The organism is Enterococcus sp. DIV0240d, from assembly GCF_051711245.1.
In the GTDB taxonomy this organism is placed as follows: domain Bacteria; phylum Bacillota; class Bacilli; order Lactobacillales; family Enterococcaceae; genus Enterococcus_D; species Enterococcus_D casseliflavus.
This window is the reverse complement of the sequence record NZ_JBIOMG010000001.1, coordinates 1,896,728-1,921,328: the sequence shown is the minus strand read 5'-3', so window position 1 is coordinate 1,921,328 and position 24,601 is coordinate 1,896,728. Positions and strand designations below refer to the sequence as shown.

25 protein-coding genes and 1 pseudogene are annotated in these 24,601 nt (G+C 41.0%); 5 read left to right on the top strand and 21 right to left on the bottom strand.

Annotated elements, in window-relative coordinates; translation table 11 throughout:
• Positions 1–36: 36 nt before the first annotated feature.
• From IGJ25_RS08975 to IGJ25_RS08945, 7 genes are read right to left on the bottom strand one after another with little or no spacing between them, the layout of a single operon-like run.
• Positions 37–894 carry a triphosphoribosyl-dephospho-CoA synthase gene (locus IGJ25_RS08975; RefSeq protein ID WP_225000829.1) on the bottom strand — a complete coding sequence of 286 codons (858 nt, stop codon included), beginning with the start codon at positions 892–894 and terminating at the stop codon, positions 37–39.
• Positions 895–906: 12 nt separating this feature from the next.
• Complete coding sequence (locus tag IGJ25_RS08970; RefSeq protein ID WP_225000828.1) at positions 907–1,992, bottom strand: acyltransferase family protein; 1,086 nt, start codon at positions 1,990–1,992, stop codon at positions 907–909.
• 24 nt (positions 1,993–2,016) lie between these two features.
• On the bottom strand, positions 2,017–2,610 hold the full coding sequence (locus IGJ25_RS08965; RefSeq protein WP_225000827.1) for a malonate decarboxylase holo-ACP synthase: 594 nt from the start codon (positions 2,608–2,610) through the stop codon (positions 2,017–2,019).
• 3 nt (positions 2,611–2,613) lie between these two features.
• Entirely contained in the window at positions 2,614–4,296 is a 1,683-nt protein-coding gene (gene mdcD / locus IGJ25_RS08960; protein ID WP_225000826.1) for a biotin-independent malonate decarboxylase subunit beta, read from the bottom strand.
• Entirely contained in the window at positions 4,286–4,585 is a 300-nt protein-coding gene (locus IGJ25_RS08955; RefSeq protein ID WP_005226050.1) for a malonate decarboxylase subunit delta, read from the bottom strand. Before IGJ25_RS08955 ends, mdcD begins: the two co-directional genes overlap by 11 nt.
• Positions 4,586–4,610: 25 nt before the next feature.
• A complete protein-coding gene (gene mdcA / locus IGJ25_RS08950) occupies positions 4,611–6,257 on the bottom strand; it encodes a malonate decarboxylase subunit alpha (RefSeq protein WP_438779252.1) in 1,647 nt (548 codons plus the stop codon).
• 5 nt (positions 6,258–6,262) lie between these two features.
• Entirely contained in the window at positions 6,263–7,177 is a 915-nt protein-coding gene (locus IGJ25_RS08945) for an acyltransferase domain-containing protein (RefSeq protein ID WP_225000824.1), read from the bottom strand.
• A 117-nt stretch (positions 7,178–7,294) separates the two neighbouring features.
• Here IGJ25_RS08945 and IGJ25_RS08940 point away from each other — a divergent pair, with 117 nt between their 5' ends.
• On the top strand, positions 7,295–8,149 hold the full coding sequence (locus IGJ25_RS08940) for a LysR family transcriptional regulator (protein WP_225000823.1): 855 nt from the start codon (positions 7,295–7,297) through the stop codon (positions 8,147–8,149).
• A gap of 213 nt (positions 8,150–8,362) precedes the next feature.
• Here IGJ25_RS08940 and IGJ25_RS08935 read toward each other — a convergent pair whose 3' ends face one another.
• From IGJ25_RS08935 to IGJ25_RS08920, 4 genes are all read right to left on the bottom strand, one after another.
• Positions 8,363–8,782 carry a cupin domain-containing protein gene (locus IGJ25_RS08935; RefSeq protein ID WP_225000822.1) on the bottom strand — a complete coding sequence of 140 codons (420 nt, stop codon included), beginning with the start codon at positions 8,780–8,782 and terminating at the stop codon, positions 8,363–8,365.
• Positions 8,783–9,127, bottom strand: coding sequence for a carboxymuconolactone decarboxylase family protein (locus IGJ25_RS08930; RefSeq protein WP_074535874.1), 345 nt, complete (start codon positions 9,125–9,127; stop codon positions 8,783–8,785).
• The gene (locus IGJ25_RS08925; protein WP_438779251.1) at positions 9,096–9,662 is read right to left on the bottom strand and encodes a flavodoxin; all 567 of its coding nucleotides are present in this window, start codon (positions 9,660–9,662) and stop codon (positions 9,096–9,098) included. The genes IGJ25_RS08930 and IGJ25_RS08925 overlap by 32 nt, the downstream gene beginning before the upstream one ends.
• A gap of 166 nt (positions 9,663–9,828) precedes the next feature.
• Positions 9,829–10,710, bottom strand: a complete 882-nt coding sequence (locus IGJ25_RS08920) for a LysR family transcriptional regulator (protein ID WP_005226043.1) — start codon at positions 10,708–10,710, stop codon at positions 9,829–9,831.
• A gap of 289 nt (positions 10,711–10,999) precedes the next feature.
• Here IGJ25_RS08920 and IGJ25_RS08915 point away from each other — a divergent pair, with 289 nt between their 5' ends.
• Positions 11,000–11,188 carry a hypothetical protein gene (locus IGJ25_RS08915; RefSeq protein ID WP_225000820.1) on the top strand — a complete coding sequence of 63 codons (189 nt, stop codon included), beginning with the start codon at positions 11,000–11,002 and terminating at the stop codon, positions 11,186–11,188.
• A gap of 210 nt (positions 11,189–11,398) precedes the next feature.
• Here the strand turns inward: IGJ25_RS08915 and IGJ25_RS08910 are convergent, their stop codons facing one another.
• The 7 genes from IGJ25_RS08910 to IGJ25_RS08880 all read right to left on the bottom strand — a co-directional run bounded on the left by IGJ25_RS08910 (position 11,399) and on the right by IGJ25_RS08880 (position 18,252).
• On the bottom strand, positions 11,399–12,103 hold the full coding sequence (locus tag IGJ25_RS08910) for a flavodoxin (RefSeq protein ID WP_225000819.1): 705 nt from the start codon (positions 12,101–12,103) through the stop codon (positions 11,399–11,401).
• Positions 12,104–12,295: 192 nt separating this feature from the next.
• Positions 12,296–13,237 (bottom strand): ABC transporter ATP-binding protein, encoded by a 942-nt coding sequence (locus tag IGJ25_RS08905; protein WP_225000818.1) that lies wholly within the window; start codon positions 13,235–13,237, stop codon positions 12,296–12,298.
• A 102-nt stretch (positions 13,238–13,339) separates the two neighbouring features.
• A complete protein-coding gene (locus IGJ25_RS08900) occupies positions 13,340–14,476 on the bottom strand; it encodes an ATP-binding cassette domain-containing protein (RefSeq protein WP_225000817.1) in 1,137 nt (378 codons plus the stop codon).
• Entirely contained in the window at positions 14,473–14,769 is a 297-nt protein-coding gene (locus tag IGJ25_RS08895) for an ATP-binding cassette domain-containing protein (RefSeq protein ID WP_318248580.1), read from the bottom strand. Before IGJ25_RS08895 ends, IGJ25_RS08900 begins: the two co-directional genes overlap by 4 nt.
• Positions 14,770–14,775: 6 nt before the next feature.
• The gene (locus IGJ25_RS08890) at positions 14,776–15,672 is read right to left on the bottom strand and encodes an ABC transporter permease (RefSeq protein WP_413118775.1); all 897 of its coding nucleotides are present in this window, start codon (positions 15,670–15,672) and stop codon (positions 14,776–14,778) included.
• 11 nt (positions 15,673–15,683) lie between these two features.
• Complete coding sequence (locus IGJ25_RS08885; RefSeq protein ID WP_225000815.1) at positions 15,684–16,613, bottom strand: ABC transporter permease; 930 nt, start codon at positions 16,611–16,613, stop codon at positions 15,684–15,686.
• A gap of 61 nt (positions 16,614–16,674) precedes the next feature.
• The gene (locus tag IGJ25_RS08880; RefSeq protein ID WP_438779250.1) at positions 16,675–18,252 is read right to left on the bottom strand and encodes an ABC transporter substrate-binding protein; all 1,578 of its coding nucleotides are present in this window, start codon (positions 18,250–18,252) and stop codon (positions 16,675–16,677) included.
• 492 nt (positions 18,253–18,744) lie between these two features.
• Between IGJ25_RS08880 and IGJ25_RS08875 the strand changes: the two genes are divergently transcribed.
• Positions 18,745–19,257: a GNAT family N-acetyltransferase gene (locus IGJ25_RS08875; protein WP_225000812.1), complete on the top strand. Its 513-nt coding sequence runs from the start codon at positions 18,745–18,747 to the stop codon at positions 19,255–19,257.
• 84 nt (positions 19,258–19,341) lie between these two features.
• Here IGJ25_RS08875 and IGJ25_RS08870 read toward each other — a convergent pair whose 3' ends face one another.
• Positions 19,342–21,384, bottom strand: coding sequence for a glycosyl hydrolase 115 family protein (locus IGJ25_RS08870; protein WP_315975637.1), 2,043 nt, complete (start codon positions 21,382–21,384; stop codon positions 19,342–19,344).
• A gap of 436 nt (positions 21,385–21,820) precedes the next feature.
• On the opposite strand from IGJ25_RS08870, the gene IGJ25_RS08865 reads away from it, so the two are divergent.
• Together IGJ25_RS08865 and IGJ25_RS08860 are read left to right on the top strand one after the other, a co-directional pair.
• Positions 21,821–22,225, top strand: a complete 405-nt coding sequence (locus tag IGJ25_RS08865) for a hypothetical protein (protein ID WP_225000810.1) — start codon at positions 21,821–21,823, stop codon at positions 22,223–22,225.
• 39 nt (positions 22,226–22,264) lie between these two features.
• Positions 22,265–22,774: an AAA family ATPase gene (locus IGJ25_RS08860; protein ID WP_225000809.1), complete on the top strand. Its 510-nt coding sequence runs from the start codon at positions 22,265–22,267 to the stop codon at positions 22,772–22,774.
• Between the two features lie 213 nt (positions 22,775–22,987).
• Here IGJ25_RS08860 and IGJ25_RS08855 read toward each other — a convergent pair whose 3' ends face one another.
• Together IGJ25_RS08855 and IGJ25_RS08850 are read right to left on the bottom strand one after the other, a co-directional pair.
• Positions 22,988–23,239, bottom strand: coding sequence for a hypothetical protein (locus IGJ25_RS08855; protein WP_015509648.1), 252 nt, complete (start codon positions 23,237–23,239; stop codon positions 22,988–22,990).
• Between the two features lie 271 nt (positions 23,240–23,510).
• Positions 23,511–24,460, bottom strand: a pseudogene (locus tag IGJ25_RS08850) (zinc-binding dehydrogenase).
• Positions 24,461–24,601 lie beyond the last annotated feature (141 nt).

The window sequence follows — 24,601 nt, the reverse complement described above, 5'->3', positions numbered from 1 at the left end:
TTAGAAGAATCGTTGCCTTTCTTCTAAGGAAAAGAGTTATTGGTAAACGGTCTTTCCTTCGTTTACGGGTAAAACCGAGTTGATGGACAATAAAAAGAAGCTGGCAGCCAACAGATCAGCACTGCCGCCTGGAGACACATTTTCTGACTGGCAGAAGGCTGCTAGTGCATGAAATGCTGGGTTCGGCAACGCTTGCTGATTGGCTTTTTGTGCGAGTTGCTGAACCAGTGCCAGTACCTCTTGATTGCTGCGGTATAAAATACACGTATCGTCCAGCGTAGCGATGATCGCCAACAGCATGTGGAGCCTTTTTTTGGTCTCATTGGAACAATCCCGAGAAAAATAATCTGCTAGAGCGATTTGAACATGAGGGAACCCAGCAGCAGCTTCCCCATACGCACCGAGATGTCCATATTTGGCTTGAACAGTTTTGCCATGACTTTCTGTTTGTTGAATCAGCGCACGATCAGGAAATGCAGTGAGAAGCTGGATGTCAGAAAAGACTTCTGGTAAAAAAATCCGTTGTTTGCGACTAAGTTGGCTACTGACGGCGCTGATGAGCAAGCCTAGTGCACAGATGGCCCCTTTATGAGTGTTGATGCCACCAGTGGCTGCCAACATCGCCTGTTCTGCCTTCCGACCGATGGCAGCGATTGCTTCCCGCAACTCTTGAGACATGCTGCTTCCCCAAGACACCAAGGCCATTTCTTCAAAGTATGGCGTCAATGCTCGAGCTGATCGTAGAAAGAGTGCTTGATCCATATCGTGATGGGCACCTGAATCAATGGCATCCACTAACCCAGGTTTTGGGGACAATGTCACTTCTGCAATCAAGGCTTCTTCTACCAATTGGGCGAGTCGTCGACAATTTTCTTCTACAGCTAATGCAAACATCCAACTCCTCCTCTAGTTTTTGATTTGACCTTTGATCGTTACCCATAAAACATGCAAAACATAGCTTGTTAAAAAACCACAGCTGGCAGTTGCCAAATAAGCGACGATGATCATGATGCCCATTGGCAGTTGCAGCAACAAATCTTTGAAGCATAGCAACAAGACTTGAAAGACAAAAACATTGGCAAGATAGGTTCGATACGCATAAGTAGACAGCCACTTAAACGTCCCTAACTGTGGGGCATTGTTTTTGATCATGGTTGATCCAAACATAAAGACTGCAAAAATCAATACTAAGCTATATAAGCTTTGCAATGTATTTAAATACGGTGCATGAGCGAAACTTAGATCACCTGCATAATGTAGCAGATGATTGGCAGATAATAGCCCTAATGCTAAGCCCACTGGCAAGAAAGCGTAGCGAATCTTGTATAGGAAGCGATAAACGGTTGCGTGATAAATCAAAGCGGCTTCGCCATAGATCCCGTAGATCACAAAGCTAAAGACAAACCGATCCAATAAATACCAGCTTTCATGATGCGGTCCTTCAAAAACTTGGCGATCATAAAATACATACCAAACGACATACAAAGCAGTTGCGACGATCAATACTGGCCAAACAGCTTTTTTCTTCGTCAACACTTTGTAGCCTAACCAGACAAAAAACGGCATCAACAATTGGATCTGCAGCATCATGATCGTATACCATAAGTGTGGCGCCGCATCCCCCGTCACATATTTCAGTAAAAACGTTGCTGTGTCAGTATAAGGTTTTCCTTGTTGGACAGCGGGAAACAGCCATAAATAAGCCGTCGTCCAAAGCACATATGGCACGACAAGTTCAAAAAACTTTTCTTTCAAAAATTCTAGATAAGACAGATGTTGACTAGTCTTAACCATGTTATAAACAATAGCAAAAATAAACAGGGGTGCGGTAAATTTCACCAAGACATAAAAGGTACCGATGAATGCTGCAGTCTTTTCATCTTGGGTATTGGATAAGGCAAAAGTCGAAATCGTTTGCATCATTACTGCTGTCACGGCAAATACTTTTTGGAAATCACTGATGTTGATTTTTAAATCGTTGTTCTCAAACATGTTTTTCGCTCACTTTTCTAATAATTACCAAATCTCAGTGGTGAGTTTTGGCCCTTCGTCTGTTTTTACTAAGATTTTTTTTGATGGATGTTCCAAATACTCCTTTAAGGCAAACCCGCCTTGTTTTGTGATAACTTGAACATCGATCTGTTGAAAAAAGGCTGCCTGCTTTTCCAATAGTTCCAGTGGCAGCTTTTCTTTCGTGTCGGCATAAAGCAACAGATCTAAATCACTGGTCGGCTTGATTGCTGCCTGTTTTGCAGCCAATTCAAAACCCAAGCTGCTACCGATTCCCCAAGAATAGTGCTTCAATAAAAGCCGTGCTTGTTGATAGCTGCGGTAAACTGGATAATTGGCTACTTCATTGAAACGAAAGCTCTCACGAGTGATCAATTCCCAAGGATGGATCGTTCGTTTGATCATGTTGCAGGGTGCCTCAAAGGCAAACCGTTCTTGCCGCTTTTCCCCGCGCAACCCCACTGGTAAATAGCTGGGGTTACGGGGTTTCCCACGACGGACGGTCGCAAAAAGCTGTTCTTTTTCAGAAAACCATTTGGGAATATCAATCATATCAAGAACTTCTTTATCTAATTGAACGATATCGTGGGCACGGTTCATTCGTTACTCATTCCATTCTGCATTCATTTTTTCAAATACGTTATTCGTTTCCAGCCGGCCGCTCTTTTTAGCGATCGGATTGGTGTAGCGACTGGTCAACATCGTGTCATTCGTTTTACGCACATCATCAATCGCCTCATTGATCGCTTCAATTACAGTCGCTTTGCTTTCAGAGGTGACAGACTGATCCGTAATGGAGGATAAGAAAGTGAAGATTGCCCCAAGTTTCGTATAATTTTTGATATCATAAGCAATACTTGGTACTTTTTCCGCCGCGGCTTCAATCGCTGCAATCGACCGTTTGGTGACTCGACTTGCACTTTCTTTTGACATTGCTTGAACAGTGATCTTTTCACTATTTAATGCGATCAGACGACTTGATTGCAAGCCATGCGCTAAGAAAGCCCCAGAGATCGCATTACCAGCGATAAAACCGATTACTGGATGACCCGCATGGCGTAGTTTGGCATAAGCTGCCGCACTATTTGCTAAAGCTGCATGAATACCAATCAATTCTTCATTATAGCCATACGCTTGGCTAGGGACATCGATGACCGCAACGATTGGCCGTTTGATTGCTTTATCTTTGTCTTCGTGATAAACAGTTTCTAACAGATGGCCCATCTCGTACCCTTCGACTAAACCAACTTCTCCATTGCGTACCCGATACATCGGATTATTTGGGTTTGGCACGATTGCTGTAACAACGACTTCTTCAGTAAAAAGGTCAGATGCAGCTGCATAGACTGTTGCACTAGTTGAGGTTGGGAACTGCAGATTCGTCAATGCTGAAAACCAATGATAACCGATACTGTCAGCAGCAGCTTCTTGGCCTTCTGTTACAGTAATAGGTGCCACTTCAGTTGCTTTATGCGCTGCAATAGCCTTATTGAATGCCTCGATAGCCAGCGGTTTTGATAGATCAAGTTTGTTTAAAAGAGAAAGATAAAAACCACTTTTTTCGCTGCGATGACTGTCTTTCTTTTCAACCATCGCCGCAATCACAGCTTCTTGGATCGATTCGACACTGTCAGTCACTAGTTCATCGATCATCTGTGCTTCCAAACGTTGTTTGGCGCCAATGGTATTCCAAATCAAATCTTTATCACTGGAATCAAATTCTCTCACGCCAGCTTCTTGCTCGATGACTTCAGGACCGTTCAAACCGATACGGGCTTTCTTCGTCGCTATCAAGTAACTCATAAGTGCTGAGGTAATCGACATACCGCCAAAAGAACCCACCCGACCTGGCACTAAACCAATCACTGGCACATACGATTTTATTGCAACGATCAAATTGCCGATTTCTGCGATCGACAATAAGCCGTAATTCGCTTCTTGGAGGCGTACCCCACCAGTATCGAGGATGATGATCGGTGTGATCGGATTGCCCTTTTGGTTTTCTTCCAACACATGCGTCAATGCAGCGATGATTTTAGCACCAGAAACTTCACCGATCCCGCCACCTTGGAATTTCCCTTCCATAGCGATCACGACTACGTTTTCTCCAGAAATCGTTCCACGACACACAACGATCCCATCATCGCTTTGTGGCACGATGTCTTGAGCCACCAGATTGGGTGCGATCATTTGGTCGAATGGATCGATCAATTCACGACCGCTCTTGGCATCCAATAAGGCGTGCACCCGTTCTCGAGCATTTAATTCTACAAAACTATTCTTCATCTGCTAGTTCCTCCATTGCTTGGGTTAATCGTAGGTAAACCACACCGGGAGTGGCGCCAAAGTCGTTGATCACTATTTGCGCACTGATTGGATAGCGCTCAAAAAAACGCGTCAAGACATTTTGCCACACATCGCCAAAGCCGTCACTTCCTGTACAAACTGAAACGGTGGTTTCTTGTTTGTCTGTTGGAAAAAGCAGAATTTCCAAGTCACCAGAACCCACCACGCCAACATGGACTTTTTTGGTGACTGGTTTCGTTGTTTGATACGTATAAGCTAATTTTTCCATCTCTTCTTCTCTCCTCTTGCTCTTATTAAGACCACGTTCTGAATTTCATTGGCGGTTCGTACAACCCATCGGACCATTCGATCAAATCATCAACGGTTTGAGCTGCTAGCAATGATCGTTTGGCATCACTGCGTTTGATCCCTAAGTCTTCTGGTAATTTCACGATCCCCGCTTTGCGCAAGGCATCCAGAGAAGCTTTTGTGCTGGTCATTCCTAGTGGAGTTACACCGCCGATGGCTGCGATGGCTGCTTGTTTTTCCTCTTTTGAGTTTGCTTTATAAAGATAAGCGATGCCTTCTTCTGTCACGATATGCGTCGTATCTTCGCTATAGATCATAATTGGGGCATTGGCTAAACCAGCTTGCTTTTGGACAGCCAACGCATCTAACGTTTCTACAAAAACAGGTTTTTTATTGGACGCATACGTTTCAACCATTTGAACGACTAATTTTTGTCCTTTTGCTAAAGGATCTGTTTCATCCCGCAAGGATTGCCAAGCTGGAGTCGAATGTCGACGGCCCCCCGGATTATGCCCCATATTTGGTGCACCACCAAACCCAGATAAGCGGCCTTTCGTCACTGTAGAAGAATTTCCATGATAATCTAGTTGTAAGGTCGAACCGATAAACATATCGATGGCATATTGACCTGCAGTTTGTGATAATGCTCGATTGCTGCGCATCGTGCCGTCTTTTCCGACAAAGAATACATCGGGTCGAGCGGCAATATATTTTTCCATACCAACTTCCCCACCAAAACTGTGGATGCTTTCGACCCAACCAGATTCGATAGCTGGAATCATCGTTGGATGAGGATTCAAGACCCAGTTTTTCGCTACTTTTCCTTTGATTCCAAGCGTTTCTCCATAGGTTGGTAAAAGTAACTCGATCGCAGCGGTGTTAAAACCGATCCCATGATTCAACGATTGTACTTCATGTTCTGCATAGATTCCTTTTAATGCCATCATCGCCATCAAAATTTGTAATTCCGTAATGTTCTGTGGATCTCTCGTAAAGAGGGCTTCTAATTGATACGGTTGGTCTGCTACCACGACGACATCGATCCAATCGCTGGGAATGTCGACCCGCGGCAAACGATCGACCACTTCATTAACTTGGACGATCACAATCCCATCTTTAAAGGCTGCTGCTTCGACGATCGTTGGCGTTTCTTCCGTATTGTAACCTGTATAAAGATTTCCTTGGCGATCGGCTTTGTCCGCCGCCACAAGGACCACATTCGGAATCAAGTCGATAAATAAGCGACCATATAATTCCAAATACGTATGAATGTCCCCTAATTTCATAGTTTTGTCTTCAATCATTTGGGCAACGCGCGTACTTTGTGCGCCTGCATAAGAAAAATCGATTTTCGCTGCAATGCCTTTTTCAAATATCGTCAAATGTTCTGGACGGGAGATACTCGACATGATCATATGCAAATTATTGACTTTTTGAGCATCGACTTGTTCTAAGCTTTTTGATAGGAAGCTTGCTTGTTTTTGATTGTCGCCTTCAAGGACCACTTTGTCTCCCGGACGGATCAACTGTTCTAAGACTTCAATGATCGCTTCCGTTGGGACATATTTTCCATCGAGAAGATGCTCGATTTTTTTCATGGTTTGGGCCTTCTTTTCACGTTTACTTGCCCAGTTTCTTGCAGGTTTTTCCATTCTATTCATCTCCATTTTTGATATAGGAATAAAGCATCATCCAAGCCATGTTGATCCAAATTGATCACACGGATCGCTTTGTTTTCACCAAATTTTGCTTGGATCAGTTTTGTTAGGGTATTGCCAGGAGGAAATTCAAGAGCCAAATCAAGTCCTGCTTCGTAGGCAACATCCATGATCTTGTTCCACTGCACCGGATAAGCAATATTTTGCAGCAAATCTCGACGGATCTCTTCAGGGTTCATGGTCATCCGACCATCCGTATTTTTGAGGTACGGACAGATAGGCACATCAAGGAATACCGTGTTCATAAATGGCGCAAACCGTTTCACGGGTTCTGCCATCAACACACAATGGGACGGGACAGGCACTGCTAAAAGTTTGGCGGTTTGCGCATGATAATCTTTCGCTTGAGCTAGCGTCTTGCGCAAGCCTTTGATATGACCAGAGATCGTATGCTGCATGGGGAAATTTTCATTTGATAAATAGACGGGAGCAGCAGGATCAAATGTTTTTGCCACGAGCGCTTCTGCTTCACTTCTCGTTACACCAACCAGTACCCCCATGGCATAATCAGTCGGATAGGCTTCTTTCATCAATGTCGCCCGATGATAGACCAAGCTAGCGGCATTTTCGAAACTCAAGCTTTCACAAGCTAACGCAGCGGAAAAAGCGCCAATCGAATGCCCCGCCACAAGCTGAGGTTGCACACCAGATGCTTTCATCTGGTCCGTGTAAAAAGCCGCTTTTACTAAAAGGGCCAACTGAATAGAGACGGTATCTTGTTTGAGACCCCCCGATACAGGGTGTAAATCAAAGCCTGTCGCCTGTTCTAGCCGATGGAAATAACTGGCAGGCACGTCCTCAAGCATCTTGCTGGTCTGACTGCCTTGTCCTGGGTATAAGAAACCTGTACTCATGAAACACCTCCTAAACAATTTCTCTTTCCTGTGTCATAATAACGGAAGTTTGTTATAATAAAAAATACCAGTTTCGTGAATATCCATAACCAAAAGGTATGGAAAGAGGAGTATCTGATGAACCTTGATCATTTACGCTACTTTAAAAAAGTAGCCGAATCGAAAAATATTACCCAATCTGCACAAGAATTATACATCTCACAACCTGCCTTGAGCCGTGCCATGAAACACCTAGAAAGTGAACTAGGCGTTCCTTTGTTCTATCATGCCGGTCGGCATATCGAGTTGACGATGTATGCTGAAGAATTTTATCCCTATGTCGTTGAGACGTTAGCACGTTTCGACGAAGGAATGAGTGCGATCCAAGCCTTAAATGGAGAAATGGTCCCTGCAGTGACGATTTACTCTGAAGTCGCTTCTGTTTCCTTGCCCAACTTGGTGGCGACATTCGTTGAAAAGCACCCTGAGATCCAACTTTCGATCAAGCAGCACGGCAGTAAGGAGACCAACAAAGAACAAGCCTTCTACATTACCTCTGAGCCAAAGAACGGCTTGACCAATCTGCCAATATTCACGGAACCCATCTTACTGGCGATCCCCAAAAAGCATCCCTTGGCAGAAAAAAAAGACTTGCAAGTTGCCGATATCCAACACGTGCCCTTGCTGATGCTGGTTGAAAACAGCCCGCTGCGTAGAACCATCGACGAAGCTTTTGAAGCAAAAAAAATCAGTTTGGCTATCGGTTCAACGACGGAAGATCCGGCGACGTTGCGCTCCCTCATCAATCAAGGACTAGGAATCACGTTCTTTCCTAAAATTACTTGGGGCTATGAAGATGAGGCACCTTTCGTTTTACGTGAACTAGCAGATTTCCCCTTATCAAGGACGATCTATTTAGCATCAAGCTTTACTAAAGGTCATCCCATGACAAAACTAATTGCAAAAACGTTGATTGAATTTTATCTTGGCTAAACAAAAAGAAGCGTCCATTCGCACGTTAGCTGTGCAAGTGGACGCTTCTTTTTTCTCTCCTATTTACAAAGGTTGAATCATCGGCTCGACCGTACATTCATTCACATTGATCACTTCGATCTCTTTTGACTCGCCACACTATTGGCTGCCCCAGTCAGGTGAGACCCCATAAGATTTGTTACATGCCTTCCAGTACGGCTGCCTTATCATCGCTTATGCATCAGGCAATTGATCGTATTCTTCATCACTAACTGCTTCTAACCATTCTAAAGCACCAGCAGTAATCGCGACATGGGCAAACCAACTATTTTTTGATGCACCATGCCAATGTTTGACCCCTTCCTTGATGACTACGACATCACCAACAGTAAGTTTTTGCGGTTTCTTGCCTGCTTCTTGGTACCAGCCTTCTCCTGAAGTCACCAACAACAATTGATACCCACCATCAATATGCCGATGCCAATTGTTGCGGCAACCTGGTTCAAAAGTCACATTGCCAACGTTGACTGGAATCGCTGGATCAGCTACTAAAGGATTCAAGTAACTCTGACCGCTAAAATATTGTGCATAGGCGTCATTTGTGTTCCCTAATGAAAAGATTCCAGCTTCTTTTGCTGCATCGAGTTCTGACATTTATTTTTCCTCCAATTCAGCTAGCTCTTCTTGATAAACCGTTTTGGCGATGTTAAAAGCAGACCAAGCTTTGGGCCAGCCAACATAGAAAGCCAGATGAGTGATTACTTCTGCAATTTCCTCTACAGTGATCCCGTTTTCCTTGCCAATCGTCAGATGGGCAGTCAATTGTTCAAAATTGCCACCCGAAATCAAGGCAGATATCGTTAATAAACTTCTTGTATGAGGAGCCAATTCTGCCTCACGTGACCAAACTTCACCAAATAACACATCATCATTTAATTGCGCAAATTTCGGCGCAAATGTCCCTAGATTATCTCTTCCTGCAGTTTGTTTCTTTACCATATCGATCGACTCCTTCTTCTATTATGATAAAATGCTGGCTCACCCAATTTTGAATGGCAGTATCCGCCTTATTCACTCGTGAACCACGGATGGCTAATCCAGGATAAATGAGGGCTTCAGGACAAGTTTTTTTAAAGTCTTCTAGGCTATTGCCGAATCCTGAGCCTTCATGAGTACAAAAGGGAAAAATAATCTTCCCATCGAAATGATGGTCTTTTAAAAAACTCGCCACGATCATCGGATAGGTCCCCCACCAGTTGGGAAATCCAACAAATAGTATCCGTTCTTTAAAAAACGCAGACGGTACTGTTTGATAGCGGGGAAAATCATTAGCAGCTTTTTCTTTTTTTGCATGTTCGACCATCGCCCGATAACTTTCAGGATAAGGTTCCACAGGGCCAAGAGTATAAAGGGGGCATTGCAGCTGCTCTGACAGCTTCTCTGCTAGAATCTGCGTATTTCCTATGCCCAGTTTTTTGAGCTGTCCCTCAATCAGATTTTCACCAGCTCGTGAACAAACAAGTATTGCCGCCATTGTGTCACCTCCTACTCTTTGTTTCCTGATAGATTTAATGGTAAGCCAATCGAGTTGGATTGGCTAATGCTTTTTCACACAAGACCTTATGCTTACAAAGCATAGCTGGTTTCGATATACAAAAAAGAAGCGGATATCACCGCTTCTTTTGATGTTTACACTGAGATTATTGAAAGGAATCGCGAAATCGTCGAATAAACTCGATAACGACTGGCGACAGTACACGATTCTTTTTCCAAACCAATACACAGCTGGTCTCGATTTGTGGTACTAAAGGCAGAAACTTGATTGCCTCATTCCTTCGCTGACCAACAGCGCCACTTACAGTCAGTGCCGAACCAACATGGTTTTCTACTAAGGAAAAGACATTGAATATTAAATTGTAGGTACCCACGATCGGCAACTCTTCCACTGGTGTCTTCGACCATTGGCTGAACATTTGCTGTACTTCTGGACGCTTGGAGATCAATAAAGGCACACCTTTGATGTCTTCGGGTGTAATTTCTTCTTTATGCGCAAGAAAAGAATCAGCCGAAGTCAAAAAGCCCCATGTTTCTTTTCGTGGTAGAACGATTTTTTCATACTTCTCGATTTCAATCGGTTCGATCAAGATCGCTAGATCCAACAAGCCTTTTTCCAGACGATCGCTGATATCATCTCCGGTACCACTATGAATATGAAAGCGAACATCCGGATAATCATTGATAAATTCTTCCAACATCAAGGAAAGCGTATCGGAATTATCTGCTTCCACACAACCAATCGTGAAGTGACCGCTAAATAAATGTTTTTTACGATCTTCAAACGCTTGCATTGTCTGGTCTGTCAAACTCAAAATCTCTTCCGCACGGCTTTTAAAAAAACGCCCCGCTTCCGTTAAAACCATTTTACGATTATCACGAGTGAATAGTGCCGTCCCTAACTCGTCTTCTAATTCTTTTAATTGTCGACTCAATGTCGGTTGTGTGATGTGGAGCACTTCTGCAGCTTGAGAAATCGTCCCTTCCTCCGCAATCGTGTAGAAATATTTTAATAACCGAATTTCCACAAAATCTCCTCCTCATTTTTTTCTTTTGCATTCAAGGTGTTCGAAACAAAAGAGAACCTCCCTCTCCAGTCTCCTTTTCAAGTCTTATGATAACAAAGAATCACTGTTCCAGCGAATCTAGCTAAAAAAGCGTAGGAAATTGCAGAATTGTAAAAAGATTCGTCAACAACATGTAAAAACTGTTCGCTTAAACGAACAGTTTTGTCAGCTGCTTGCTTTTTACGGCTTTTGGCGTAGGATGTATGAGTATCTTGGTATGAGTCCTCATACAATGATTTGGAGGAATATGATGTTAAATTTATCAATTCTTTTATTTTGTGTAGCGATCGCTTTACTCGGATTTGGAGGATTCATCTTTAGAGTGCGTGCGTTGCTGAACAAACGTCCGTGGAATGGTCCTGTATTGCCATTGTCGGTTATTGGTGTGATTCTTTTCATCGTCTCTTTGGTCATGATCTACCTTTCTTATCCGAAATAACAGAATTGTAGTCAACCTAGAACGAATAAATCGGAAAAATTGACTATTCTCGGGAAGAAGAAGCTCTTGCTTCTAATCCATCAACTCATCCCAAATGATTCATAAATCAACCGCACTAGTTTACCATAATTATATTATGATTATTTCGGCTTGTGGTACATCATGAACATATAGCCAATTGAGAAACGGCTATACTAAACTTGAATTTTGCTAATATCCTAGTTCATCGAGCCAATTCAACAGATTCGGTTCAGCGTCTTCAACACTTCCCGCTCTTGCTGCAAAGCCTTCAAGAAAGTCATACGCTGGATACAAAGTTTGAAGTTCGTTTTGACTATTGTTCAATCCACTTCCCCCATGGGTTGCAAAAGGAATGATTTGTTTATCCGTAAGATCATAGGTTTCATGAAATGTTAAAACGGCTCTTGGGGCACGGTTCCACCAAACGGGAAAGCCGATAAAGAGAACATCCACTTCAGTCATTTCGGCAACGTCAGCCTTCAACGTTGGTCGGGCATCTTCTTCCACCTCTCTAGTCGCAAAAGCTGTATGTTCATCGTAAACGTTAGGGTAATCTACTTCTGTTTGAATCGAGAACAACGCACCTCCTGTCTGTTCAGCAATCATTTCTGCTATCACCTGGACATCTCCTACTAAGGTGTCATCGATTACATTAAAACTACTTCCAGAAACTGCTTCGACTGCTGGTTCATGCTCTAAATTTTCTGGTCTTGTGAAGTAGGCGATCAAAATATCGGCATCCCCATCAATCCCTGTTTCTCTCATTTGTTGCGTAATGGTGTCACTAGTACTTGTTTCTGTTGTACCAATGTCTGGCTCGTCATTCATTGAATCACTGCTGCATCCTGCTAGAAAAAGCATTGTCAGAAAAAGTCCTTTTGTCCATTTGTTCATTGAATTACTCCTTTCTTTTTCCACCAAAATTGGTAGTTCCAGTATAATTCTTGAAGTGGACTTTAAGGCAAGGCTCTTGAGGAAACCTTCCCCTATTTTTTACATCTTTCTCACAACTTCCTCACAAAAAGTCTTCCTTCCCAGCATATTGAAAAAAGTCGTAAACAAAGCTTTGTTTTACGACTTCTTCATTTAGTTATCGATTTTTCTCAAACTGGCAGCGACAAAATGATTTGTTCCTACCTGAACCCAATCCGGGTCCGCTGTTTCTTCTGTTTTAAATGTGGTGAAATCAAAAACATTGTTTTCCTTGCTGTAAAAGTCATCAGGCGCTGTTTTCTTGTTTCGAATGTCGGTTCTTAAAAATGCAGCAAGTAAGCGCCTTGTGTACGGATGGTAAGCATTTTTGAATATCTCATTGATTGGGGCACTCTCGACGATTTTTCCCCCATGCATCACGATCACATCATCGGCCATTTTACTAATGACACCCAAATCATGGGTAATAAATAAAATACTTGTATCCAGCTTGTCTTTTAACTCATTCATTAACTTAAGGATTTCTGCTTGGATGATCACATCGAGTGCGGTAGTCGGTTCATCGGCAATCAATAGCTTCGGATTGCAGGCTAATGCCATTGCGATCATTACCCGCTGACTCATTCCTCCAGATAACTGATGAGGATATTGCTTGGCTACTCGTTTAGGATCTGTGATCTTGACAGCTTCTAACAGCTCATATGCCCGTAAAGTCGCCGTCTTATTGTCGACGTGCTGATGAAGTTTCAAGGCTTCTGTCAGTTGTGCTTTGATTGTAAATACCGGATTCAAACTTGTCATAGGCTCTTGAAAGATCATTGAAATATCATTCCCACGAATTTTTAAAAGCTCTTTTTTGCTTAATTCGAGGATATTTTTTCCATCAAAACGGATCTGCCCTTTCGCTATATACTGATTTCGCTGAAAAAGTTGAAGGATCGACATGGCTGTTTGACTTTTGCCACTCCCACTTTCTCCAACCATTCCTAATGTCTTCCCTCTTTTTAATGAAAAAGTAACGCCTTTGACAGCTTTGACAGTGCCCCGTTTCGTATCAAAATACGTATGCAGATTATCAACTTCTAGTAAATCCATCTGGACCTCCTTTTGATTTTTCCCATTAAACCAATCGTATCATGCTTATGGTTCGATTGATTGACTCATCAACCATGTTTCAATTTCTATGTTCTAAAAAAACTATTTTCGCGTACACTTCACAAAATGATTCGGCTCGACTTCTACCCAATCTGGATCAGCATCAGTTTCTTTTGAATAGTTGAATACCAAATCAGGATGGGTTTCATCAAGAGCCCATGGGCGATACTCTTCGTCTAGCGTTGGAATGGCATTTAATAATTGCCGTGTGTACGGATGGATCGGGTTAGAAAAAATCGTCTCAGCTGAAGCTAATTCTACAAGATGCCCAAAATACATCACACCGATCCGATCAGAAATAAATTTTACGACCCCAAGATCATGGGTGATAAACAAGTAAGTCAAATTGAGTTCTTCCCGCAAATCATGAAGCAAATTGATGATCTGTGACTGAATCGAAACATCTAACGCTGAAACAGCTTCATCGCAAACAATGAATTTGGGCTTTAAAGCTAAGGCACGAGCAATCCCGATTCGTTGTCGTTGTCCACCAGAAAATTGATGCGGATAGCGATGAATAAATTCTTTCTTTAACCCGCATTTTTCCATGATATCAAGAATATAGGTTTCATAGTTTGGGTCCTTTTTACTAGCAAAAAATTTGTGTATCAACAAACCTTCTCCAATAATATCACCCACTGTTAACCGTGGATCTAGTGAGGAGTAAGGGTCCTGAAAGATAATTTGCAGGTCTTTTCGTAAAACTCTTGATTCCTTTTGAGTCAAAGCAGCTAGATCGATGCCAGAATCAAGCTGCTCTTCATAGTATGAAAAATCTTTTTTGTTCATGACATCTTTTTTTAGTTGTGCGACTTGCTTATCAATAGCTGCTAAGTCATTTTGTTGTTCAGCGATCGTTTTTTCCAAATTTATGAGCTCTGATTGATCCACTGCCCCATTCATTGCTTGTTTTTGCTGATTAAATGTTAACGCCCGCTTGCTAGCGGCGACTTTTGCTGCAGCTTCGTAACGAGACGAAAGAAGCTTACTGACCTTTTGTAGATCATCATGCAAAATCAAGCCTCCGACTAATCGTAGGGTATTGCCATATTCATTTTCAAAAGCGATTTTCTTTAGACGCAACCGTTCCGTTGTTGCTTCTACATCAGCAGCTGAATCGGTAGCGAGTTTTGATTCGATCGACTGGAGCTCATTGACAGAATCAGTAAACTGTTTCATCTTTTGTGGCAGTTGTTGATAGACTTTTTTACGTAACGAGGCATGAAATCTTCGATCGTCTCTCCATAGTAAAGGGTCGAGCCTCCGGTTTGTCGTTGGAGCTGAATAATCGTGCGTCCAAAGGTCGATTTTCCACAGCCACTTTCACCGACGATGCCTAATGTTTCTCCTTCATATATATCGATCGTAAGATCTTTATTTGCTTTCACATAGTCTTTTCCCACCCCAAAAAAGTTTTTCTTCTTCACAGGAAAATACTTTTGTAGATTCTTGACGCGCATGATCGTGTCCATAACTGCTTACCTCTCTCTCATCTTCGGATCGATGGCATCTCGGATTCCGTCACCGATCAAATTGAAGGATAAAATGGTCAACATGATCGCGATCCCTGGATAAATCGTCAGGTAGGGATGTGTTCGGATATAGCCTCGTCCAAAATTTAACATCGTTCCCCATTCCGCAACGGAAGCCTCCATACCTAAGCCAATAAATCCTAAGCCAACAGCAGATAAAATTGCTGTGGCAACGCCCATTGATGAATGCACGATGACTGGTGAAAGGATATTTGGCAAGATGTGTTTAAAAATCAGCAATCCATTATTTGCGCCCAGCGCTTTTCCAGCTTCAATAAATTGCTTCTCTTTGACCGCCATCACACTTGCCCGAATAATACGAGCAAAAATGGGGATATTCGCCAACCCGATCGCCAAGATCATGTTCGGCAGACTGGATCCCAAAGAAGCCACGATGGCGATTGCCAACAAAATGGAAGGGATGGATAGTAAAATGTCACAAAAACGCATAATCAGCGTATCGATCCACCCTCTGAAATAACCGGATAAGACACCTAAGATACCACCAAAAAAGAGTGCCAGTAACACCGCACAAACGCTTACAGTCAGCGATATTCTCGTGCCGTAAATCAAACGAGACAATACGTCACGTCCCAAGTCATCTGTCCCAAACCAATGAGAACGACTTGGAAATTGCAATGCATTGGCTAGATTTTGCTCCCGCATACCATAGGGAGCTATAAAGTCTGCAAAAATCGCAGTAATCGTCAGTAACGTGATAAATAGTAACCCAAACATTGCTCGGCGATTTGCTTTTAAGGAAAGCCAAATCTCTTGTTTCGATCCTTCTGGTACGCCTGCAAGTGCTTGCGTTTTCGCAATGGCCTTTTTTCTAGAAAACATGAGTTCCTCCCTTAATCATATGAGGTTTTAATTCGCGGATCGATATATGCATAGAGAATATCGACACATAGATTAACCATCGTAAAAATAAATGCAATAAATAAAACGCCGCCTTGGACGATCATTGTGTCTCTTGTACGGATCGCATTCACCATCAATGTCCCGATCCCATTGATACTAAAAACAGTCTCGGTCAATACAGCCCCACCTAATAAAGCCCCAAACTGCAAACCAATGACTGTCACTACGGGAATCAAGGCATTTCTTAAAGCATGATGGAACGTCACCTTTGAACCATTTACTCCTTTGGCTTTTGCCGTGCGAATATAATCTTGGTCTAAAACGTCCATCATACTCGACCTTGTGATCCGGGCGATCGTGCCAATTGATGAGGAAGCCAATGCAAATACTGGCATGATCATTTGCTGCCAAGTATCAAAACCAGATGCTGGCAACCAGCCCAGGGTAGAAGTAAAAAGAATAATTAAAAGGAGTGCCTGCCAAAAGGTTGGCATAGAAACCCCAACCAGTGAAAGAAACATCACGAAATTATCAACCTTGGAATAAGGTCTCGAAGCAGAGATCACTCCCAGTGGAATACCAATCAGCGAGGCAAATAACACACTCCATACTGATAATTTGATTGTGTTGGGCAAACGGACTAGGATTTCATCCATGACCACCCGGCCAGAAACATACGATCTCCCAAGATCAAATTCGATGACAACATTTTTTATATAATGAAAAAATTGTTCGATAAAACTACGATCAAGTCCCATTTGCACACGCATAGCCTCATATTGTTCAGGAGTCGCTCCTTCCCCCAACACCATCGTTACAGGGCCTCCAGGTGATAGATACATAATCGTAAATACAATAAAAGAGACGCCTAGCAGGATAGGAAACAACCACAGAATTCGTTTTACAATATATTGGAACATCTATTCATCTCCTCAAAATAAAGAGCCATTGCGGCTCTTTATTTTATACTCTCAATCTAATTTAGTTTTTTGACACCGTATCTAAGAAGTAACTTCCAGTTGGATGATGTTCGAACCCTTGCACCCAGTTGCGGATACCTGAAACATTTTCTCTGGTTTGTAAGTAAACCCATGGCATCTCATCATTGATAATCTCTTGCGCCTCGTGATAATAGGCCAAGCGTTCCTCTTGGTCAGAAGTGCTACGAGCTGCATCAAGTAATTCATCTACCCGTTCATTATGATAGAACGTACGATTTCCAGCTTCGCCAAAGCTACTTGAATGGAACAGTGGATACAATCCATAGTCAGCATCTGTTGTGATCGTTGTCCAACCTAGTAAGAACATATCTGGTTCACCAGCTGCTGCAGCATCTAAAAATGCTCCCCACTCCATTTGGTTGACCTCAACAGTGATACCTAATTCTTCTAAAGCAGCGGAAACAACCTGCGAGACACGGATTCGTTCTTGATTGTTATCACCGACATACAACGAAAGGGAGAACCCGCCATCTGGATAACCAGCTTCTGCTAATAGTTCTTTTGCTAATTCAACGTCATAAGGAGTAGCTTCCAAGTTTTCATTATATCCAAAAACCAATTCGTTGATCGGTCCACTCATTTGAGTCCCGATCCCCATATGAACCGTTTGGATAATCGATTCGACATCGATAGCATGGGCAATCGCGCGACGTACCCCTACTTCTTGCAATGGTGTATCATTTCGAACGTTGAAACCCAGGTATTCCGTTCCTAAATTTTCTGTCGCTATTAAAGTCAATTCATCGTTTTCTTCAACTTTTTCATTATCAGAAGGAGCGATATCATAAACAATATCGACGGTTCCTGACTCTAGTTCAATCAAACGAACACTTGAATCTGTAATTGTCCGAAACTCAATTCTTTCCATTCCCGCTGGCTCATCCCAGTGATCGTCAAATCGATCTAACGTCACGTGACTACCGGTTGCCCATTCAACAAATTCAAAGGGACCCGTTCCCACAACGCTGCTGATACCATAATCTTCACCAGCTTCTTCCACAGCTTTCTCACTCAAAATTCCAACCGCAGGATGTGCTAAATGAGTCAAGAAAGGCCCGAAGGCACCATTTGTCCCGATATGGATCGTATGATCATCGATCACTTCGATCGTATCAGGATCGATCGAACCAATGATATGACTGATCGAAGGTGAGTCAACCGCCCGTCGAAGGGTGTAGGCAACATCAGAAGCTGTCATCGCTTCCCCATTATGAAAGACAACATCTTCTCGCAACTTGAACTCATAAAGGTTCTCTTCAATTTCTTCCCACTCTGTTGCTAACCCTGGCACTAACTCAAGATCGTTCGTCTGTTTGATCAGTGTTTCGTAAATCTGTCTTGCTACCCTGGTAGTTGCTTGGTCGTTCGTTTGATGGATATCTAATGTCACTGGATCCGCACCTGATGCGACCACTAATACATTAGGATCAGAACTAGCTCCCCCTGACACATTCCCTCCCGAACTATCTGTTGGGTCTTGGCCTCCACTACCACAAGCACCTAATACCATCAGACTTGTTAACAATACGAGAGCCCAGCTTGTTTTCCTTTTTTTCATGTTATCCTCCATTTCGTCCCCTGTAACTTAAGGATTTTTTTTTGCGCTCTTCTTCATACCAGCAAATATAGAAATTAGACGCATTGGTGTGTAACTTGGATCGAAAACACATACGCTCGTCCTGTTTTCTATAAACTAACTATAAAAAATTTGCTCATAATGAAGAAGCTTTTATCTGAATGATGAAAATTTTCAGATAATAACAAACTTTAGCTTGGAAATGTGATAAATTTGTGATGAATACCTAAGAAAATTGTCATTTTGTTAGAATAAAATGAAGAATTGCGATTTATTATCATTAATTTGACTTTTTCTTATAAGAACCCATTCAGTTAACAACTACTAATTCTTATTTTTGTTTCATTTTATTGAAAGTATGACAACGTTTCTGTACTAGGAATTTTGAGTCTCTAAATTTTTATCGTTCTCAAATATAAACGTCATATATCATTATGTGATAAACTATTTTTGAATAAAGATGGGAGTGATTGAATGAATATTTTCTTCAGACCACCAAAAGAAGAGGATATTGATCGAATCATGCAGATTGAAAATGCAGGATTTACAGCTGATGAAGCAGCATCCAAAACTGCGATGATGAATCGAATACATACAATATGTGACAGTTTTATTGTTGCAGTAAATGAAAAGGATTGTCCGATTGGCTATGTTGTAGGGCCCATTATTTCTAAACGTTATCTCTCTGACGATCTCTTTGAAAGTACTTGTCCTAATCAGCCTTTGGGTGGCTACCAAAGTATTCTGAGCTTAGCTGTCGCTCCTGATTATAGAAACTGTCAGATTGGCAGTAAACTACTGTCAGTCCTCGAAGAACAATGTCGTCTTCAAAACAGAAAAGGAATCACCTTAACTTGTTTAGAATCATTGATTCCATATTACAAAAAGCATGGCTATCAACTAGAAGGACTGTCAGATTCCCAACATGCAAATGTTGCTTGGTATAATATGGTGCTGGAATTGGACGATACGCCTAGTGAATTCTAATAAAAACTGCATACTAGATGAAACGCCATTCAAAAGTAAGATATTTAGTCTAACTTTTGAATGGCGTTTCATCTCAATTTAATATTATTTAGGAATTTTTCTAAAACTTACTCTGATTTTTCTTGCTAACTTTTCATCCGTCAGCGCTTTTTTAGTATTTGAAAGCAACATAACTCTTGATTCAGTGGGATCCATAATATATTTTCTCTCCCACTGATCTTGATCTGGACCATCGCCAATGATGCGAATGTAAGACAACAGACTTTTGATCATCTCTTTTGTCAATGTTAGGTTGGTATAGCCATCATTTTCATAAAAATCATACCATGTATCACTAGGATTTTCCTTCAGTATTTGAATTAGTTGATGGATTTCTTCTAATGCATCGAAAACTTTTACAAATACAAAGACTATTTCTTCCCGATCAATCATCTGATAAGCGTCTAACAAATGGAGCAGTGCTTTTAATGTTTTGCATTGAACGGCTACTGAGAGGTAAATATCATTAAAAAAGTGAGCATTTTGTGCATGTTTATCCTGAAGGGTTAATGTAATCTGCTGGCATCTCAGCAATAGATTCTCCCAGGCTGCTATCTTTTCTCCTACCATAGAGAAAATTTCTGTGACTTGCTCCTTGTTTTTCCGATCACCCGTCAACCATTCTATCCTCGGAATTTTTGTTTCTTGCTTGAGCCAGGATTGAATAATTTTTCGAATCAAATAACAGGCAAACTCGTCCCCAGCGGTTTGATCCTCATGTGTTCCATAGCGAATAATCGCTTCAAAGTAAGCTTCATAGACAGCTTGGATCTCTTCTTGCTGATTTTGATAATATTGTGTTACATGCTCTGAAATTATCTCTTGATTGGTTCGTAACTGATAATCTGCTCGCCAGAAATTCGCTATTTCTTGTAAGAACAAAATATGCGGTTTTATGTTGCCTGTATTGACTAAGACAAACTTATCCATCTTGACTTCTCTAACCGCCATTAACTCTCTAGAAACAAATTCTGGGCTATTAGGCAAGATCGTCAAGAAATTAGATGCTTGTAAATCATGAAAGGCAACGTGATAATAGATTCCTCTTGATTGATTTGGTTTTGATGTGTTTGTTAACACTTCATCTCGTGGATCGTGATTTTCTTGTCTACGAGAAACCATTTTGCCATAACCATTATCCGCCCAAATCTCAATCACATCATCTGGAAGCTCAAGTAAGCCAAGATTAAATAATTCCGTCATCTCCCCATAAACGTTCATTGAGCATACTGCATGAGGATCGACTTCTTTAACCATATGATATTGCAGATGAACGATTTCGTTGATCACTGCTGCTTTTTCCGCTGCTGACCACTGTCGATCAAGATCTTCTACCCAAAAAGGACAATCCCCTTGTCCGCGAAAACCAAGTGTGTAGATAACCTTGGTACCTTTTTGCTCGTGTAGGGCTTTTTTCCATAATTCCTGAAACAACGCAAAATGTTCCTCGTATGAAGCCTTCAAACCAGGATACCTTCTAGCAAACATCTCAGCGCCTAGTGGCTCGGCATGATGATGTGTATAGATCAACCCCATCGCTTGCGCACTTTCTCGATGTCTATGACTGTTCTTATCTGTTCCAGGGATGATGACATTTCCGCCTAAACGTAACAATGTTTCATAAATACGTTCCCATACATATTCATTTGAACCATTATCTTCCCATTGATCCAGCAGCAACTCATCATTGACGAACCAGCCCCGATAGTCCGTTGCAAAATCAGGCAATGTTAAGTCAAAACCTGTCCATTCAATAAATGGCTTTTTTATTGGGGGAATCTCCATGAAATACCAAAAGGGTTGAACACCTAAAATTTTATGAGAGATTTCAAGAACCCCATACATTAATCCTAACGGTGTTTCAGCACACACTTTTACTTTATCTGGCGATACGAAAAGTATATGAAAAGCATCCGTTTCATTTTTTCCATCAAGTAAAACCAATTCAATTTCATTTGCCTTCCTCGTGTCTGTCACAACGGTTAAAATGTCACGCTGCAAGATCTTGCAAGCATGTCCAATCACTTCATTTTTCAACTGTTTTGACGTGACAGAAGTATTTTTCGAAATGAAAAATGTTGTTTCCATGTAATCCCCCGTTTCATCTTTTTCTTTCATTATTTTAACTCTAATGAGAATCCAACTACTGTACTGTAACTAATATTCTATCTATAACTTGATAGTCAATTCGCTCTTAGAAAAAATAGGACCACATTCTAAAAATCATTCTAATAATCCCCATCTAAACACTTTGAGATCGTTTACAAGTATAGAATAAACGAAACCTTTCCCAAAAAAAATAGAGAAAATCGATGAAAAAATTAAAAAAACAGACTTTTTTCGTATTGTGGTTTTAATCGTCTTCTTTTAAGTAAACACGTCTCTCATAGATAGATTACTTTAATTCAATCAATAATTTCGTCCTTCCCATTACTAGATTGGCGATACAAGTTAGCTAAAATTTCCCTCGCTTAGCACCTTCATCCTGATATAATGAAGTAAATCAACGACAAGGAGCCATAGCATGTCAAAAATAATTATTTCTGGAAGTATCGCTTTTCAAAAGGATTTTGAAGAACTGACGAATACACTTACTGAAAATGGTCATCAGGTGATCAATTATCCAAAAGCCACGGACGATCTTTCTACTCAGTTTCCAACCTTATTCGTAGACTTTTATAAAGACATAGAAAAAGCCGAGATTTTTTATTTGTATAACAAAGAAAAAAATGGTATCTGTGGTTATATCGGTGCAGCTGGCTTTGCGGAAGCAACCTTTGCTTTGACTCGAAAACTACTGAACGGACAGAAAATCCAATTGTTTTTGCATGAGGAACCGAGTGAAAAAGTAGCTTGCTCTGAAGAGATTGGGCTGTGGAAAGAGAATGGTTGGATCACAGTTAAAAATCTAAACACGTTTTTGGATTGAGAAAAAAATACTTTTTATATGAAAGCTGGCGGTAGTCTGATGAAAAAGCTTATATTGATCAGTGGTACGATGGGAATTGGTAAATCAACTATAACTGAAGAACAATCCAAACAAACAAAGCAGTCTGTTTACCTTGACGGGGATTGGTGCTGGATGATGAATCCGTTTATCGTCAATGAAGAGAATAAGGATATGGTGATCAACAATATCCATTTTCTGTTAAACTCTTTTATCAATAACTCTATGATCAACGTCATTTATTTTTGCTGGGTTATGGATGAGCAAAAAATTGTGGATCGAGTCTTGAACGGCATCGCATTGGAAGATATTGACGTGCAACACTTCTCATTAATTGCCTCGCCAGAAAAATTGCAGAAAAACTTTGAAGGAGATATAACCACCGGGAAACGAACACTATCTGATTTACAGCGTTCACTGGATAGGTTACCAAAATATACTGAATTGCGTTCAAGAAAAATTGATATTTCCCATTACTCTGTTGCGGAGACCGTTTCAAAAATAAGAAAAATAATTTTGGCATCTTCTTAAATATTCCTTCAATTAGTAAATTTTGGCCCATGTTTTTTAACGCAACTATTCTCAGAGAGCTACTTCTTGTGACTGACACAAATAAGCCCACACTCATAAGAGCATGGGCTTATTGAGATCATTGTCAATTCTATATCTTCAATTGAAATCTGGCTTTTATCAGTTCAGATTTCAATTGCTGAATAATGGTGACAATTTCTTATTATTCTTCAATTACATATACTTCTCAACTTCATCAATTTCTTTTTGTAGTGCTTTTTCATCGTACTTTTCATACTTACCGGCTTCGTGTGCGATCTTTTTGATTTCATGAATCGCTTTTTTCTCAACGATCCATTTCTTCATACTATGTTTTTTTGCATCTGCATCTAGTGTGTCTAATTCAGCTAAATTTTCATCTAACTTATCAAGAACCTCTGCAATCTTTACCAATGCTTTTGCTTCCTTTTCTTCATAGTTTGTCATAGATATCACTCCTTAAGTATTTGATATATTTATCTTACTGCTGTAATTAAATATTTTCAAATTAAATGTACTGTGTATCACAAAGTTTTATCTTATTCTCACTGAATAGATAAAAACTATAATTTCTTTGCAATATTCTTTTCATTTTACATTTATTTTTATCCTTAAAGATGTATCATAAGAGAAATATCGATTATATAAAAAATGCCTTAGTGAAACATCAAACATTCGGTGTATCGTTTGCAATAAAAACATCTAGTTTTTTACCTTCTTATGGTTGCAGCAGAATTTTACCGATACTTTTTCCAGATTCTAAATAATCATGGGCAGCTTTTCCGTCAGCTAATGAAAAAATGGTTGGTTGACTGATTTTCATTTGATCCTTGCTAAAGTAGTCAAACAATCGAGAGCTTCTTCTCTCCCGCTCTTGAAAACTTGTCAAGTAATCCCAGAGATCTCCTGTCAAAATACTTTTTGATTTAGATAGCAAGGGAATAAAGTCGATCGCTGGCGGATTTCCGCCGGCCATTCCAAAAAAGACAACCTTCCCTCTATTTTTGAGCAAGTCGACACTTTCGGCTAATGTATGCCCAATGCCATCATAAACGGTATCAAAGAAAGAAGTGTAGGTATCTTGCCATTCTGTATTTCTTAAAAAGACTTGTTTTGCGCCTTGGTCTAAAGCCAGTTGCCGCTTTTCTTCCGTAGACGTGACGCCATACACTTCTAAACCATCTGCGGTTAATAATTGCGATAAAATTTGTCCGACGCCACCACTTATCCCATGGACGAAGACCTTACTATGATTCACATTATTGCCAAGATCATGAGCAAAAAATCAGCTGTCAACCCTTGCAGACCAATACTGGCTGCTAATTTAGGTGGTATACCTGATGGGATACGGATGGCATTTTCCTCAGAAACAGCCACCAATTCTGCATTAGCAAAAGGAACATCCACAAAAAGAATCGTTTCCCCTAGCTGAAACTTGGAGACAGATGTTCCTTTTTGAATAATCCTCCCTACCCCTTCATAGCCATTAATAAGAGGCTCTCGGGATTCAATATGATAGGTGCCCTTTCTCCGATAAATATCAGCATAATTCAACCCAATATACACCATTTCTACCAATAGCTCATTTTCATGAATGATGGGATCCGGCAAATCCCCATATGTTAAAACAGTTGAATCACCGAATTCATTAAAATACAACGCCTTCATGCGCAAATCATCTCCGATCTTCAATCTATCAAAAGCCACGCATCAATCGATTGAAACTATCTACTAAACAACCGACGAATGTCCCTTCGGTCATTTTATATTTTTCCTTTTATTAAAAAAAGCACCTTCTTTCGAAGGTAC